The sequence below is a fragment of the Microbacterium sp. CGR1 genome (genome assembly GCF_051062835.1).
Classification (GTDB): domain Bacteria; phylum Actinomycetota; class Actinomycetes; order Actinomycetales; family Microbacteriaceae; genus Microbacterium.
In genome coordinates this window covers 3015693-3031235 of sequence record NZ_JAOTPG010000001.1, presented here as the reverse complement: position 1 = coordinate 3031235, position 15543 = coordinate 3015693, and the positions used below count along the sequence as shown (strand labels likewise).

The 15543-nt window shown below is 69.4% G+C and carries 13 protein-coding genes and 1 pseudogene; 5 read left to right on the top strand and 9 right to left on the bottom strand.

Annotation, left to right across the window (positions count from 1 at the left end; translation table 11 throughout):
* A partial coding sequence (locus OD997_RS15010; protein WP_434332298.1) for a DEAD/DEAH box helicase occupies nt 1-668 on the bottom strand: 668 nt, incomplete at its 3' end.
* Between the two features lie 91 nt (nt 669-759).
* On the opposite strand from OD997_RS15010, the gene OD997_RS15005 reads away from it, so the two are divergent.
* Nucleotides 760-1077 (top strand): GNAT family N-acetyltransferase, encoded by a 318-nt coding sequence (locus OD997_RS15005; protein ID WP_434332297.1) that lies wholly within the window; start codon nt 760-762, stop codon nt 1075-1077.
* 28 nt (nt 1078-1105) lie between these two features.
* Here OD997_RS15005 and OD997_RS15000 read toward each other — a convergent pair whose 3' ends face one another.
* A complete protein-coding gene (locus OD997_RS15000; RefSeq protein ID WP_434332296.1) occupies nt 1106-1483 on the bottom strand; it encodes a hypothetical protein in 378 nt (125 codons plus the stop codon).
* A gap of 64 nt (nt 1484-1547) precedes the next feature.
* Between OD997_RS15000 and OD997_RS14995 the strand changes: the two genes are divergently transcribed.
* On the top strand, nt 1548-2513 hold the full coding sequence (locus OD997_RS14995) for a pirin family protein (protein WP_434332295.1): 966 nt from the start codon (nt 1548-1550) through the stop codon (nt 2511-2513).
* A 66-nt stretch (nt 2514-2579) separates the two neighbouring features.
* On the opposite strand, the gene OD997_RS14990 is transcribed toward OD997_RS14995, so the two are convergent.
* From OD997_RS14990 to OD997_RS14960, 7 genes are all read right to left on the bottom strand, one after another.
* Complete coding sequence (locus OD997_RS14990; protein ID WP_434332294.1) at nt 2580-5612, bottom strand: S8 family peptidase; 3033 nt, start codon at nt 5610-5612, stop codon at nt 2580-2582.
* 171 nt (nt 5613-5783) lie between these two features.
* On the bottom strand, nt 5784-7241 hold the full coding sequence (locus OD997_RS14985) for a cation acetate symporter (RefSeq protein WP_434332293.1): 1458 nt from the start codon (nt 7239-7241) through the stop codon (nt 5784-5786).
* Nucleotides 7238-7648, bottom strand: coding sequence for a heavy metal transporter (locus OD997_RS14980; protein ID WP_434332292.1), 411 nt, complete (start codon nt 7646-7648; stop codon nt 7238-7240). The genes OD997_RS14985 and OD997_RS14980 overlap by 4 nt, the downstream gene beginning before the upstream one ends.
* The gene (locus OD997_RS14975) at nt 7645-8364 is read right to left on the bottom strand and encodes a LytR/AlgR family response regulator transcription factor (RefSeq protein WP_434332291.1); all 720 of its coding nucleotides are present in this window, start codon (nt 8362-8364) and stop codon (nt 7645-7647) included. Before OD997_RS14975 ends, OD997_RS14980 begins: the two co-directional genes overlap by 4 nt.
* A 9-nt stretch (nt 8365-8373) precedes the next feature.
* Entirely contained in the window at nt 8374-9555 is a 1182-nt protein-coding gene (locus tag OD997_RS14970; protein WP_434332290.1) for a histidine kinase, read from the bottom strand.
* 77 nt (nt 9556-9632) lie between these two features.
* Nucleotides 9633-9878, bottom strand: a complete 246-nt coding sequence (locus OD997_RS14965) for a YbdD/YjiX family protein (RefSeq protein ID WP_434332289.1) — start codon at nt 9876-9878, stop codon at nt 9633-9635.
* 1 nt (nt 9879) lies between these two features.
* Nucleotides 9880-12174 (bottom strand): carbon starvation CstA family protein, encoded by a 2295-nt coding sequence (locus OD997_RS14960; protein WP_434332288.1) that lies wholly within the window; start codon nt 12172-12174, stop codon nt 9880-9882.
* Between the two features lie 184 nt (nt 12175-12358).
* Here OD997_RS14960 and OD997_RS14955 point away from each other — a divergent pair, with 184 nt between their 5' ends.
* The 3 genes and pseudogenes from OD997_RS14955 to OD997_RS14945 all read left to right on the top strand — a co-directional run bounded on the left by OD997_RS14955 (nt 12359) and on the right by OD997_RS14945 (nt 15533).
* A complete protein-coding gene (locus OD997_RS14955; RefSeq protein ID WP_434332287.1) occupies nt 12359-12901 on the top strand; it encodes an ECF transporter S component in 543 nt (180 codons plus the stop codon).
* Nucleotides 12902-12992: 91 nt separating this feature from the next.
* Nucleotides 12993-14718 (top strand): annotated as a pseudogene (locus OD997_RS14950) (ABC transporter ATP-binding protein).
* Nucleotides 14715-15533, top strand: coding sequence for an energy-coupling factor transporter transmembrane component T (locus OD997_RS14945; protein WP_434332286.1), 819 nt, complete (start codon nt 14715-14717; stop codon nt 15531-15533). Before OD997_RS14950 ends, OD997_RS14945 begins: the two are co-directional and overlap by 4 nt.
* Nucleotides 15534-15543: the final 10 nt, after the last annotated feature.

Below are 15543 nucleotides of genomic sequence, written 5' to 3'. Positions count from 1 at the left end.
AAGTCGTGCCCCCACTGCGACACGCAGTGCGCCTCGTCGATCGCGATGACGCTGAGGGTTCCCCGCTGCAGCAGAGCGGTCGTCTGCGGCGAGGACAGTCGCTCGGGGGCGACGTAGATGAGATCGAGCTCCCCCGCGACATACGCTCGCTCGACCTCTCGGCGCTCGTCGATCGACTGCGTGGAGTTGAGATACGCGGCGCTGACGCCGTTGGCCCGCAACGCGTCGACCTGGTCGTGCATGAGGGCGATCAGCGGGCTGACCACGAGCCCCGTGCCCTCGCGGACGAGCGCCGGCACCTGGTACGTGACGCTCTTGCCGCCACCGGTCGGCATGAGCACGACGGCATCGCCGCCGCCGATCACATGCTCGACGATCGCCGCCTGGTCGCCACGGAACTCGTCGTAGCCGAAGACCGTGTGCAGCGCCTCACCCGCGGTCGGGTACCTGCTGGGCGCAGCGCGTCGCGCCGGCGCAGCGGATGCCGTCTTCGCCTGCCCCACCGGCGTGACCGGCCCTGGGCCCCAATCGAGCGGCGGCTCGTAGCCTGCACCCTGCGGCACCCAGTCCATGGGCTCCGGCGGCTCCGAGGGCTCCCACTCGGCGCCGTCCCACGGCTCGTCTGCGTACGGCAGATCCTCGTACGGGTCACGGGGAGTCTGCGGCATCCCTCCAGCGTAACGACCCCCGCCGACCTCGGCCCGCCCGTCCACAACTCCGCGGGCGTAGGTTGGACGCAGACAGCCGAAGGAGCACTCGATGACCGATATCACCGTCACCCGCAACGACGACGAGTCCCGCTACGAGATCCGCACGGATGGCGCGCTCGCGGGCTACGCGGAGTACCAGCTGCGGCCCGGGGCGATCCGCTTCATCCACACCGAGCTCGACCCCGCCTTCCAGGGGCAGGGCCTCGCGGGCATCCTCGCCGAGCGGGCGCTGACGGATGCCGCGGCAACCGGCGATGCGATCGTGCCGCTGTGCCCGTACATCGCGAAGTACCTCACGACCCATGAGATCCCCGGCGCAGAGATCCGCTGGCCGAAGAGGCCCGGCGACGCGCCGACGGAAGCCTGACGACCGGGCGCGGTCACTCTCGACCGCGCTACTGCATGCAGGTGCCGTTGTAGTACTCGAAGAGGGCCTCGCCCGACGCCTTGACGTCGTCGTCGTACGCGGTGATCATCGCCGTCGGGTCATCGGTGATGGACTCCGCCGCCACCGTCAGGTAGCCCTTCCACGCCTCGAGGTCCTCGGCCAGCTCGGGCGTCGGCTCGACCTTCTCCATGAGCGCGAGCCTCGCTGTGACGTCGCCCTCGGAGTTCATGCCGGGGATCAGCGGAGAGAAGGCAGCAGCCGACGTCTGCGTGTCGTCGAGCAGCGGGCCGCAGAAGCCCGCGTCTCCGCCGGATGCGCACCCCGACAGCAGCACGGCCGAGGCACCGAGGGCGAGCAGGATAATGGAAGAGCGTCGAGCGTTCATCCGCTGAGCCTATGAGTCCGCTCGTGCGACAGTGCGCAGACGCACCTGAGCGAAGGAGAATCGGATGACCGAGATCGCGAGCGGATCCGCCGACGCCCACGGAGCTGCGCCGATGATCGGAGAGCGCCGCATCGTGCTCGAGCCGCGCGAGGTTCCGCTCGGCGGAGTCCGCGGCATGAATGTGCTGCGCGTGCTGCCGCACCGCAACCTGCCGACGATCGGAGCATGGTGCTTCCTCGACAGATTCGGACCGGCGGACACCAGGATGCGCGTGGAGCCACACCCGCACATCGGACTGCAGACGGTCACCTGGCCGCTCGTCGGCGAGATCCGCCACCGGGATTCACTCGGCAGTGACGCCGACCTGCGTCGGGGCCAGCTGAACCTGATGACCGCGGGCAACGGCATCTCGCACTCGGAGTACTCGATCGGTGACGACCCGATCCCCCTCGACGCTCTGCAGTTCTGGGTCGTGCTCCCCGACGGCGCACGACAGGGGAGCGCCGGTTTCGAACGCCACACAGACCTCCCTCAGGTGCCCCTGGTCGCCCACGAGGGCATGGATGCTGCGGCCACCGTCGTGCTCGGCGAGTTCGCCGGCACGACCTCGCCGGCGACGGTGCACACCCCGATCGTCGGCGCCGAGATCGTGATCCCCGCCGGAACCCGCGTGCGACTGCCTCTGCGGGACGACTGGGAGCACGCGATCATGCTCGTCGAGGGTGATGTCTCGATCTCCGAACACGAGATGACCCGGAACGACATGCTGTACCTCGGGGATTCGAGGGAGGCGATCGACGTCGCCAGCACGCAGGGAGCCCTGCTCTTCCTGATCGGCGGCGAGCCGTTCGACGATGAGATCGTCATGTGGTGGAACTTCGCCGGCCGCACGCACGAGGAGATCGTCGAGGCGCGCACCGAGTGGGAGGCGGCCTCCCCACGGTTCGGAGTCGTCGAGGGTCACGACGTGCGCATCCCCGCTCCTCCCCTGCCCGACGTGCGTCTGATGCCGCGCGGCCGCAGGATCTGATCCGAGTCCCGACGCAGAGCGACGCCCCGCGCTCCGAAGAGCACAGGGCGTCGCCGCTGACCACTGCTACGGCGCGTCGACCGTGACGATCGTGCGCACATCCGACTCGCCGTACTGCACGAGTCCGAGGTAGCGGGTGCCGGCGGTGAGGCCGGTCCAGCTGAGGTCGTAGCTCGTCGCCTGGCCGCGCACGGCCTCGATCGGGTTCGGGGTCGCGGTGAACGCGCCCTCGCCCTCGGGCTGCACGTTGGCGTAGGTCATGTCCCACGTCATCGGCGCCGACGTCGAGTACACGTTGGCGACGACCAGATACGTCCCGGCCGTCGGAGCCGCCAGCGTCACCTGCTCGTCAGCCGACCCCGTCGCAGACTGCCAGCGCTCGTAGTAGCGCAGGTCGTCGGCGCTCACGACCCGATAGACCGTGAGGTCGAGGTCGCTGCCGGTGTCATCAGACGAGTCGAGGTCGAAGCGCGAGAGCGTCGTGCCCTCGGGCACGTCGACGATCCACGACACGTCCTTGTTCGCGTCTCCCGATGCCTCGTCGCCCGAGTGACCGACGACGCGGCCGTCCGGGTCTTCCAGCAGCGAGAACGGCGTCAGACCCGACAGTGTGAGAGCGAGAGCGCCGTCGACACCGGGCGTGATGTCGACCGTGGTCGACCCGTCGACCCCTGCGCCCTCGACCTCGGCCGGAGCATCCGCCGTGACCGGGAACACCGCGATGGGCGACCGCACCGTGTTCTTCTTGCTCGTCCAGGTGAGCGATCCGGTCGCCCACTGCTCGACCGGTGCGCTCTGGTTGTCGAACGTCACCGTGTAGGTCGCGGTCTGACCCGGCTTGTCGAACTTCAACGTCGACGGCTGCACCGTCACGTTCACGCCGGGCAGATCGACGGATGCCGTGAACGTGCCCTTCTCGGTCGCGGTGACCGTGCGGGTGACGGTCTGCGCACTCGCGAGCGACCCGATCGAGAACGATGCGACGTTGAGATCACTGCCGTCGATCGGTTCGCCGGGGAAGTCGGCGAGGCCCTTGCCCTCGAGGAACGCCACCCAGTCGGGCACGTCGTTCAGGTAGAGCAGACCCGGGTTGAACATGCGCTTCGGGTCGACCTGGCCCGCACCCTGCTGGAACGGGTCCTTGTTCGCAGAGCCGTCGGCGTTGACCGTGTCATACGCGGTCGTCATCATGGCGGACTTGATCTCGGCGGGCTTCGCGTTCGGGCGCTCACCGAGGTAGAGCGCGGCGAGACCGGCGATGTGCGGCGACGCCATCGACGTTCCCGACAGGATGCCGAAGGTCGGCTTCTCGCCGGGAGCGTTCTGCGTCGCCGCGAGGATCGCGACACCGGGCGCTGCGATGTCGGGCTTCATGATGTCGCTGCCGTCGGCCAGCATCGGGCCGCGGCTCGAGAATCCGGCGATCTGCGGCACCGGCGTCACGACGCCCGTGGTGTTCTCGCCCACGAGCGTGATCGGTCGGTCGATGCCGCCCTGGACGTAGGCCAGCACGGCCGCGCGGTACGCCGAGGCGAGGTGCACGGTCGGAACGGCGTGGAAGTCGTTGTCGAGCGAATCCGCACCACCCGGCACGTTGACGAGCACGACACCCGTACCACCGGCATCCTTCACGACCTGCGACTTCTCGGCGCGCGCGTTGCCACCGCGATCGCAGACCACGATGTGACCCGTGACCTTCGCGGGATCGAGGCTGCCGGGAAGGCACAGCGCCGCATCGGCGGCCGCCTGACCTGCGGCAGGCGCGTCACCGGCGTAGATCGACGGCCCCGTGACCGTGGTGCCGAACGGCACGCTCACCGAGGCGCCGGCCTGGGCGAAGCCGTCGAACTGCACCGTGCCCTCCCAGGTCGGGATCGTGGATGCCGCGACCGTGGTGTACCACGGGGAGGCGTGGTCGGCGGTGACGGAGTCCGGTCCGTCGTTGCCGGCGCTGGTGGCGACGAAGACGCCGGCCGCTGCCGCGTTGAAGAACGCGATGTCCTCGGGGGCGAGCACGGTGGATGCCGCACCGCCGCCGATCGAGTAGTTGATCACGTCGACGCCGTCGGCCACGGCCTGGTCGATCGCGGCGATCAGGTCGCTGCCGGCGCAGATGTCGTCGGTCGTGACGGCCTCATCGGGTCCGACGTAGCAGGCCTTGTAGGCCGCGACCTTGGCACCGGGCGCGACGCCCGAGATCTTGCCGAAGTCGACATCCTCGATCGATGCCTTCACGCCGAAGTTCCCTGCCGCGGTGCTCGCGGTGTGCGATCCGTGGCCGTCGCCGTCACGCGGTGAGAGGTAGTCGTACTGGAAGTCGAAGCCGGCCGCCTGGGCACCGGTGTAGAAGTACTGGGCGCCGATGAGCTTCGACGAGTAGTCGCCCTTGTCCCACTCCTGAGCCTCGACCATCGCCCCGCGGAACTGGCCGCCGTCCGACTTGTCAAAGTAGACGAAGGTGCCGTCGGTGTAGGGCTGACCACCCTTGTGACGTTTGTCGTTCTTGGGCTGCTTCTTGAGCTTCTTGCCCTCGAAAGAGGGGTGCTCCGGGGCGATGCCGGTGTCGATGACACCCACGACGACGCCCTCTCCGGCCTTGTCGACCCCGCCGGTCTGCTGCCAGACCCCGCCGCGACCCTTCTTGTCGTCACCGAGGCCGAGGAAGTTCGTCGACGTCTGGGCGTCAGGGTGGCGGATGAAGTCGGGGTAGACGTCGTAGACATCCTTCGACGCGCGCAGCTTGTCGACCTGCTCGCCCGTGAGCTCCGCGCTGAAGCCGTTGAGGACGACCTGGTAGCTGATCTCCGGGGTGACGCCCGCCTCCTGCGCGACCGTCTGCTGCTCGGTCTCGAGGTGCTGCACGTAGCGCTGCGAGTCCTGCGACTGCGTCTCGAGCTGCTCGCCCTCGGCGGGCTTGGTCGCCTCGAGTCCGTCGACGTCGCCGGTGTAGCTGGCGAGCGGGTCGGACTTGAGCACGACGATGTAGTGCCCGGGCGTCCCTTCGACCGGAGTGGGGTTGGTCACCTCCTCCGTGCCTGCGTAGCCTGCGGTTGCCGTCGATGCGATGAACAGCGTTGCCAGGGTGGTGGCAGCTGCCATCCGGAGGGGTGTTCGACCCATGTGCTTCTCCCGATGATCTTCGTGCGACCGCGTTGCCGCACCGCCGCTCAAGCTACGCCGGGCTTCCGTCTACACACCAGGGTCGGGGGCGATTCCTGGACGAACGGCCAGCCGAGTCGCCAATGGTCGACCCGTGAGCTCCGACTCGCCTCAGCGTCGCTCGGGCGAGTGCACGCGAGCGAGGAATCGCGAGGTGCGCGGCGACGGTCCGCGCGGATCCAGCAGCGACACGATCACGGTCACGGCAGCTGCGAGAGGGATGGTCCAGGCTGCCGGCTGCGCGAGATAGGGCGCGGCGACGCCGACTCCCCCGACCGCCCCGTGGATCAGCAGCGCGAGCCCTGCGGCGAGTCCGCCTGCGGCCATGCCCGCCACGGCGCCGCGTGCGGTCAGGCCTCCCCACCAGACGCCCAGCAGCACGACCGGCGAGAGGGTGGAGGCAGCGACGACGAACACCACGCCCACGCTCGAGACGAGTCCGGCCGGCGCCGTCATCAGCGCGACGGCGAGCGGCACCAGGGCGCAGAGAACGGCCGATACCCTGAACGAGCGCACGGAACCGGAGAACACGTCCTGGCTGATCACCCCCGCCAGAGACACGACGAGCCCCGCCGAGGTCGCCAGGAACGCCGCGAACGCTCCGGCGACGATCAGGGCCGTCAGCAGCTCGCCGAAGACCCCGGGGAACACCCGCGACGGCAGCAGGAGCACGACGGTGTCGGCGATGCCGGGAACCGCGAGATCCGGCGCCTCGATGCGCGCCAGCAGACCCATCGCGCTCGACACGGCGTAGAAGGCGCTGACCATGGCGATCACGATCACCGTGGTCCTGCGCGCCGAGACCCCGGTCGGGCTCGTGTAGAAACGCACGAGCACGTGCGGCAGACCCATGGTGCCCAGCAGCAGAGCGAGCAGCAGGGATGCCGATTCGTAGGCGTCGAATCCGGAGGGCCCGGCCTCCGCAGGGAAGACGAGAGCCGGGTCGAAGTCGTGCGGCCCGCCGCTGAGCGCGAAGGCGATGCAGATGACCGGCACGAGGAGAGCGGTGAGTTTCAGCCAGTACTGGAACGCCTGGACGTACGTGATCGCGCGCATCCCGCCCGCCGCCACTGCCGCCGCGACCAGCACGGCGACCGTCACGGCGCCCACCCATTCGGGCAGTCCCGCGACCACGACGAGGGTGATGCCCGCTCCGTGCAGCTGCGGCACGATGTACAGCCATCCGATGATCAGCACGGCGAGACTCGTCACGCGACGGGCCGCTGTCGATTCGAGCCGCGCCTCGATGAAGTCGGGGATCGTGTAGGCGCCGCTTCGGCGCAGCGGTGCGGCCACGAACACCAGCACGAGCAGGTAGCCGGCCGCATAGCCGATCGGGAACCAGAACCCCCGGGCACCGTCGAGGAGGACGAGGCCGGACAGGCCGAGGAAGGTTCCTGCCGAGAGGTACTCGCCGCTGATCGCGGACGCGTTCCACACCGGGCGGACCGTGCGCGATGCCACGAAGAAGTCACCTGTGGTCCGCGACACCCTCAGCCCGTACACGCCGATCAGCAGCGTCGCGAGAATGATCAGGGCGACACCGACGAGGTTGGCGACGGTGTTCACTCGCGGTCCCTGAGCTCGCGGAAGCGGCGCTCGTTGCGAGCGGCGGTGCGCGCGTAGAGCACGGCGAAGACGAGGATGACCGGATAGAACGCGAAGGCCTGCAGCAGCCACGACAGCGGCACGCCCCACAGGGTGATGCTCTCCGTTCCGGGGATCAGCGCCACGGCGAGCGCCAGCACCAGCACGACGACGACGAATCCGGCGATGGTGCCGAGCGCCAGTCGGAGTTGGCTGCGCATGAGGGCGCGCGCGTAGACGGCTTCCGCCTCGTCGACCGGTGCGCCTGGGAGCGCGATGCCCCGGGTGAGGGGCTGCGTCCGGCGGGCCGGCAGGTCGGCCGTGACGCGCACCCGCTTGGGCGTCTCGGCCCGTTTCGGCGCCTCACCTCGCTTCGCCGGCTCGGTCATGGCCCTGCCTCGCCGCGCACCAGCGCCTCGCGCACCGTCGGCACGAGGCGTCTGCTCACCGACAGCGAGACGGCGCCGATCACGAGAGACGGGTCGGCGCCCGACAGCCGCGCCTCGGTCACGGCTGAGATCCGCACGAGCACGGAGCGATGGATGCGCAGGAACCCGGCGTCCGTCCACCGGCTCTCGAGCTCGGAGATCGGGATGCGCACGAGGTGCCCGGTGCCGTCCTCGGTGTGCAGGCGCGAATAGTCTCCCTGGGCCTGCGCCCAGACGACGTTCTTTCGGTGCACGAAGCGGACGGCGGATCCGACCGTCACCGGGATCACCTCGTCGTCGCCCGACGCCGCGCTCTCGCCGAGTTCGAGGACGCGATCCACCGCTCGACGCAGCCGCTCGGTGCGCACGGGTTTGAGCAGGTAGTCGGCGGCGCGAAGCTCGAAAGCCTCGACGGCGCGTGCCTCGTCGGCCGTCACGAACACGACGGCCGGCGGATCGGCGAGGGCGAGGAACGCACGCGCGAGCTCGGTGCCGAGCAGCCCCGGCATGTGGATGTCGATGAACGCGATCCGCACAGCCCTCGCGGAGAGCTGGCGCAGGGCATCGGCACCCGTACGCGCGGTGAGGATCTCGCCGATCCGGTCATCCGTGCGCAGCAGATGCACGAGCTCGTCGAGGGCCGGCTGCTCGTCGTCGGCGACGAGGACGTCGATCATGAGCGCACCTCAGTCGTTGTCCGGATCATGGAGCGGCTGCGATTTGGGCACCCGCATCCGCACCAGGGTACCTGCGCCCGTGTTGGTCTCCACGACGAGTCCGCCGTCGGCGCCGTACAGCTGGCGCAGGCGCGTGTCGACGTTGCGCAGACCGATGTGCAGCCCCTCGGCGCCGACCGTGAGCAGCTCGCGCAGACCCTCCGGGTCCATCCCGATCCCGTCGTCCTCGACCGTGATCTCGGTATGGGTGCCGTCATCCCGGGATGCGATGCGGATCTCGCCGCCGCCCTCCCCGGGCTCGAGACCGTGGCGCACCGCGTTCTCGACCAGCGGCTGCACCGAGAGGAAGGGGATGACGGTGGCGAGCGTCTCGGGGGCGATCTGCAGCGTGACCCTCAGCCGCTCGCCGAACCGAGCCCTTTCGAGCTCGAGATACGAGTGGATGCTGCCGAGTTCCTCCGCCAGCGTCGTGAACTCGCCCTGTCGGCGGAACGAATACCGGGTGAAGTCGGCGAACTCCAGCACGAGCTCGCGGGCGCGCACGGGGTCGGTGTGGATGAACGACGCGATGGCGGTGAGCGCGTTGTAGATGAAGTGCGGGGAGATCTGGGCCCGCAGCGACCGCAGCTCCGCCTCGGCCAGCTGTGTGCGCGAGCTGTCGAGATCACCCAGCTCGACCTGGGCGGCGCACCAGTCGGCGACCTCTTCGGCCGCACGCACGAGGGAGGCGCGCACCGGTGCGGCGAACGCGACCACTGCTCCGATCACCCGTCCGTCGACGAGGATGGGCGCACCGACCCCCTCGAGGTCGTCGTCGGCGCCGGGCGAGGGGAACACCTGACGACGCCCCGACGCCGTGACCTGCTCGGCGATGCGCACGGCTGCCGATTCCAGCCCGTCCGAGGGGCCGTCGAACGACAGTGCGCCGTCGGCGTCGACGATCGCGACCGCCGCGCTGCCGAGCAGCACCCGCAGGTGTCGGGCAGCCTTGACCACGTCGGGCCCGGCGAGGCCCGCGCGCAGGTGCGGCGCCGCCAGACTCGCATGGTGCAGGGCGGTGAGGGCCGCCCGCTCGGCATCGCTGCCGAGATCCGCCGCCCCGCGAGCGAGCCGACGGGCGAGCAGCAGGAGAACCGTGAGCACGACGCCGCCGAGCACGCCGAGCACCGCAGCGAGAACGACGTCGGTCATGCTCTCAGCCTAGGCACTCGGCGGTCGGCGACGACCGCGCCTCAGCAGTCGATCGGGTCTCAGCAACCGATCGCGCTTCAGCAGCACCGTGCGCCCGGATTGCGATCCTGATCGTCCATCCGCTGCCGCCAGAACTGCCGCTCGGTCAGCGGCTCCTCCTCCGGGTGCTGCCGATGGTGATGCGCGACGTAGGTCGCGTAGGCGCTGTCGCCCATCAGAGTCGTGATGTACCAGCGGATGCCGCGGGCCACCCGCCCCGCTCCGCTGAGAAGCGTGCGCAGGAGGGTGGTCGCGGCATCCACGCGGTTCATGGTGTCGGCCATCTCAGTGGGTCGATGCCTTGCGCTCGTCGGCGAGGATCGGCTCCCACTCCTTCTCGAGCTCGCGCTCGGCCGGGCTCGGCAGGAATCCGGCCGGAGCGAACCGTCGGGAGGCGACCGGGGTCTCCTCCGTGTTCTCGCCGCCTCCGTTGCGGATCGCCTTGATCGTCATGACGACCGCGGCGACCATCACGATGATCGCCAGCGTCACGAAGATGATCGACAGCGTGCCCTGCACGGCGGTGTTGCGGATGACGGCGTCGAGCACCTCAGGAGCTCCGAGCGAGGTGTCGCCGCTGTCGCGGGCCTCGACGTAGCGGAAATGGTTCGCCCAGTAGCCGATGGCGGGCACGGGCGAGGCGATCTTGTACAGCGACGCGGTGATCGTGACGACCGCCGTGAACGCGAGCGGCAGACCGATGATCCACAGCCACTTGACGTAACTGCGACCCCTCTTGGCCACGATCGCCATCACCACGGCGAGCGCGATCGCCGCGAGCAGCTGGTTCGCGATGCCGAACAGCGGGAAGAAGGTGTTGATGCCGCCGAGCGGGTCGGTGACGCCGAGGATGAGGATCGCTCCCCAGCCGGCCACCATGATCGCGGTGCAGATCCAGACCCCGGGGCGCCACGAGACGTCACGGAACTTGGGGAACCAGGCGCCGATCGAGTCCTGCAGCATGAAGCGCGCGACGCGGGTGCCCGCATCCACCGCGGTGAGGATGAACAGGGCCTCGAACATGATCGCGAAGTGGTACCAGAACGCCATGAGCGCCTGCCCGCCGAGGGCCTGCTGCATGATGTGCGCGAGGCCCAGGGCCAGCGTCGGCGCACCGCCGGTGCGGGAGACGATCGACTCCTCGCCGACGGCCTGCGCTGTGCCGGTGAGTATCTCGGGCGTCAGATTCACCCCCGTCAGTCCCAGCGAGTTGACGAAGGCGACGGCCCCTTCGACCGTGCCCCCTGTCGCCGCCGTCGGTGCGTTCATGGCGAAGTAGATGCCCTGGTCGATCGAGATCGCGGCGACGAGTGCCATGATCGCGACGAACGACTCCATGAGCATGCCGCCGTATCCGATGAAGCGCGTCTGGCGCTCCTTCTCGATGAGCTTCGGTGTGGTGCCCGACGCGATCAGGGCATGGAACCCCGACAGCGCGCCGCACGCGATCGTCACGAACAGGAACGGGAACAGCGGGCCCGCGAACACCGGGCCCATCCCGTTCTCGCCGAAGATGCTGACCGCCGGGACGGTGATCTCGGGACGCACCAGGATGATCGCTCCGGCGAGCATGACGATCACGCCGATCTTCATGAAGGTCGACAGGTAGTCGCGCGGAGCGAGCAGCAGCCAGACCGGCAGCACAGCGGCGATGAAGCCGTAGATGATGATGCCCCACGCGATCGTGGTGCGGTCGAGGTGGAAGATCGCCTGGCCCCAGTCGGTGCCGGCCACCCAGCCGCCGCCGATGATGGCGGCCATCAGCAGCACGAAGCCGATGATCGAGACCTCGGTGACCTTGCCGGGGCGCAGGAAGCGCAGGTAGACGCCCATGAAGATGGCGATCGGGATGGTCATCGCGACCGAGAACACGCCCCAGGGGCTCTCTCCGAGTGCGTTGACCACGACGAGGGCGAGGATCGCGACGATGATCAGCATGATGAGGAGCGAAGCGACGATCGCCGCCGTGCCGCCGATGCGTCCGAGCTCCTGACGCGCCATCTGGCCGATCGTGCGGCCGCCGCGGCGCATCGAGAAGAAGAGCACCGTGTAGTCCTGCACGGCACCGGCGAGGACGACGCCGACGATGATCCAGATCGTGCCGGGCAGATAGCCCATCTGCGCGGCGAGCACCGGGCCGACGAGCGGTCCGGCACCGGCGATCGCGGCGAAGTGGTGGCCGTAGAGCACGCGGCGGTCGGTGGGGACGTAGTCCTTGCCGTCCTGTTTGACCTCCGCCGGGGTCGCGCGGCGGTCGTCGGGGCGGGTGATGTACTTCTCGATCACCTTGGAGTAGAACCGGTACCCGATCAGATACGTGCAGACGGCCGCGAACACGAACCAGATCGCGTTGACGGTCTCGCCCCGCACGATCGCGAGCATGGTCCAGGCCACGGCACCCAGCAGGGCGATCGCCGACCAGATCAGGATCTTCGGCCAGGTCCAGCGGTTCGCCTTCTCGTGGTGCTCGTCGGTCAGGGCGACGGGAGGAAGGGAGGGGTCGGTGGTGATCACCGGTTCGTCGAGTCCGGTGCGATCGCGGCCGGTCCCGTCGCGGCGATGCGACGAAGGTGCAGTCATGGGGGTCTCCTCGGGGTGCGCGTCTTTGCGTTCACCCACGCTAGGAAGCATCCGCAGGACCGGCGAGGGCGTCTCGGGACGGATGCGACGAACGGCGCAGACCACGCGACGAACGGATGCCGGGGGCGGTTTTGCACGGCGTCCGACCGCATCCGGTCGATCGGTGCGCAAGTAGGCTGGAGGTGTGGCATCCTCCCCCGTCCTGACGACTCGCGTGCTGCTGGTCTGTGCCGCGATCGGCGTCGCCACCGGCATCCTCGGGGGGATTGCGGGCTGGATCACGCTCCCCGTCCTCGCGGGCCCGGCGTTCCTGTACGGACTCGTCCTCGGATCGCACGTCCTGCCCGGGATCATCGCGCAGGAGGTGCTGCGCCGACCGCTCGTGGCCCTCGTCACGCACGTCATCGCCGCTCTCATCTCGAGCGCGTTCAACCCGGCGTGGGCACTGCGCTTCATCGGAACCGCGCTGCTGTTCGGGGCGATCCAGGAGGGCATCGCCGCGCTCACCCGCTATCGCTCATGGGGCGCGTGGCGCTTCTTCATCTCGGCCGGCGTGATCGGCGTGATCGTGGCGGTCGTCGTGTTCTTCGCGGCACATCTGGCCGTGCTGCCGCTGTGGGCGCAGATCGCCTACCTCGTGATCTCCGTGCTCGGACCCATCGCCTGGACAGCCGTGGGGCTGGCGATCGGCAGCGCCCTGAGCCGTGCGGGCGTCGCCCGTCGTTGACGCCCGATCACCCGGAATCCGGCGAATGCGGATCAGGTAAGGCTCAGCTAAGTTAGAACGGTACCGATCCGCCGAAACCCGGGGTTATGCCGTGCGCTCACCTGCGCCTCTTCTCCGCGTGCGTGACCTCTCGATCACGCACGCCGATGCCGCGCACCCCTCTCCCGAAGACGTCACCTTCGACATCCACCCCGGCGAGGTCGTGCTGCTTCTCGGCCCCTCCGGTTCGGGCAAATCGACGCTGACGCTCGCACTCAACGGACTGATCCCCCACGCCGTGCCCGCGACCATGACGGGCTCGGTCGAGGCCGGCGGACTCGACACCGCCGACACCCCCACCGCCACGCTGAGCACCCACGTCGCGATGGTCTTCCAGGATCCGGATGCGCAGATCGTCACCGGCACCGTCTACGACGAGGTCGCCTTCGGCCCCGAGAACCTGCTGCTGTCGCTCGACGAGGTGCACACGAGGACCGAAGACGCACTGCGCCGCGTCGGCCTGTGGGACAGGCGAGACGACAACCCCGACCGCCTCTCGGGCGGTGGGCGTCAGCGTCTCGCGATCGCCTGTGCCCTGGCGATGGGCTCGCCTCTCATCGTGCTCGACGAGCCGACAGCGAACCTCGACCCCCAGGGCATCGACGACGTGTACGCCGCGCTCGCCGACGTGGTCGCCGCCGGCGACCGGTCGATCCTGCTGGTCGAGCACAACCTCGATGCCGCGATGGGGTTCCTCACCCGCACGATCGTGATCGACCGCGCGGGTCGCGTCGTCTTCGACGGGCCGCCCCCCCGACGTCATCCGCACGCATGCCGCCGAACTCGTCGCGATGGGGGTCTGGCTGCCCGCAGCGACCCTCGCCGCATTGCGGATGCAGGATGCCGGTACGCACTTCGCCGAGCTGCCCCTCACGCCGGACGAGCTCGCCGCCGCGCTCGCCGCGACCACGAGTCACCGCGTTTCGACTCGCTCCGCTCGCTCATCTATCGAGGAGCGCGCCGACGACAGCACCCGCTCGTCGAGCGAGGAGCGCAGCGACGAGACGGCACGCTCCGCCACCCCGATCATCAGCGCTCGCGGTCTGACCGTCCGCCGCCACCGCTCCGAGATCCTGCACGGCATCGACCTCGACATCGCGCCGGGCACTCTCACCGCGATCGTCGGCACGAACGGCGCGGGCAAGACGACACTGCTGCAGTCGCTCGCCGGAGTCGTGCCGCCTCCGAAGCGACAGGTCACTGTCGACGGCATCGATCCGGGGTCTGCGTCACCGAAGGAGCTCACGAGCCGCATCGGGTTCGTGTTCCAGAACCCCGAGCACCAGTTCATCGCGCACACGGTCTTCGATGAGCTGGCCCACGGACTGCGGCTGCGGCACACGCCGGATGCCGAGATCGCCGAGCGCGTCGATTCGATGCTCGTCCGTTTCGGGCTCGAGGCCAAGGCCGAGGTGCACCCGTTCCTGCTCTCGGGCGGAGAGAAGCGGCGACTCTCGGTCGGCACGGCGCTGATCACACGCCCGCAGGTGCTCGCGCTCGACGAGCCGACGTTCGGACAGGACCGCGCGAGAGCATCCGAGCTGCTCGCCCTGCTGCACGACCTGCGCGATGAGGGCACCACGATCCTGATCGTGACGCACGATCTGCAGCTCGTCGCCGAGCACGCCTCGCACACGGTCATCCTGAGGGACGGTCGGGTGCATGCCGCCGGCCGCACCGATGCGCTGTTCCGCGACGAGAAGGTGTTCGTCGAGGCCGGGCTCCGGCTCCCGGCGCTCCAGCGCGTGCTCGCCGCTGCGGGGCGGGCGATCGCATGAGCGCGCAGACGTTCGATCCGTACGCGGCGGTCACAGCATCCTCTCCGCGTCAGTTCCTCTACGCCCTGAATCCGCTGGCCAAGGTCGCCGGCGTCGTCCCGGCCATGGTGGTGCTGATCTTCGTGCGCGACCTCGCGACCCCTGCCGCCTTCCTGGTGCTGTCGCTCGCTCTGATCGTCGTGGGGGCGCGGCTCACGGTGCGCACCGCAGCGCTGCTGTTCCTCGCGCTGCCCGTGGGCATGCTCGCGATCGGTCTCGGGTTTTCGCTGTGGGTCGACGCGGGCATCGTCGGCGACACCCCGCCTGCTCTGCAGATCGGCGACTGGACGCTGTATCAGGGCGCTCTCGCGATCGGCTTCGCCACGGCTCTCCGTCTCGGCGCGATCATCTCGCTGGCGCTGATCGGCGGCCTCACCACGACCGGGCCCGACCTCGTGCGCGCGAGCGTGCAGCAGCTGCGGGTGCCCTACAGGATCGGCTACACGGCGCTCGCCGCCTTCCGCTTCGTGCCGCGATTCGGACATGAGCTGTCCGTGATCCGCGCGGCGCATCGCGTGCGCGGTCATCATGGCGGCAGCGGTCCGTTCGCGAGGATCGCCCGCGGATGGGGCTACATCGTGCCGCTCCTCGCTGGAGCCATCCGCCACGCCGAGCGCGTCGCTCTCGCGATGGACTCCCGCGCCTTCGGCGCCCACCCCACCCGCACCGAGCGCCACCTCGTGCCGTTCCGCACGCGCGACACCGTCTTCATCGTCGTCTCCATCGCCGCATCCGTCGCGATCCTCGTGTCGTTCTTCCCCTGGCAGCTGCCCTGAAAGGCGTCCC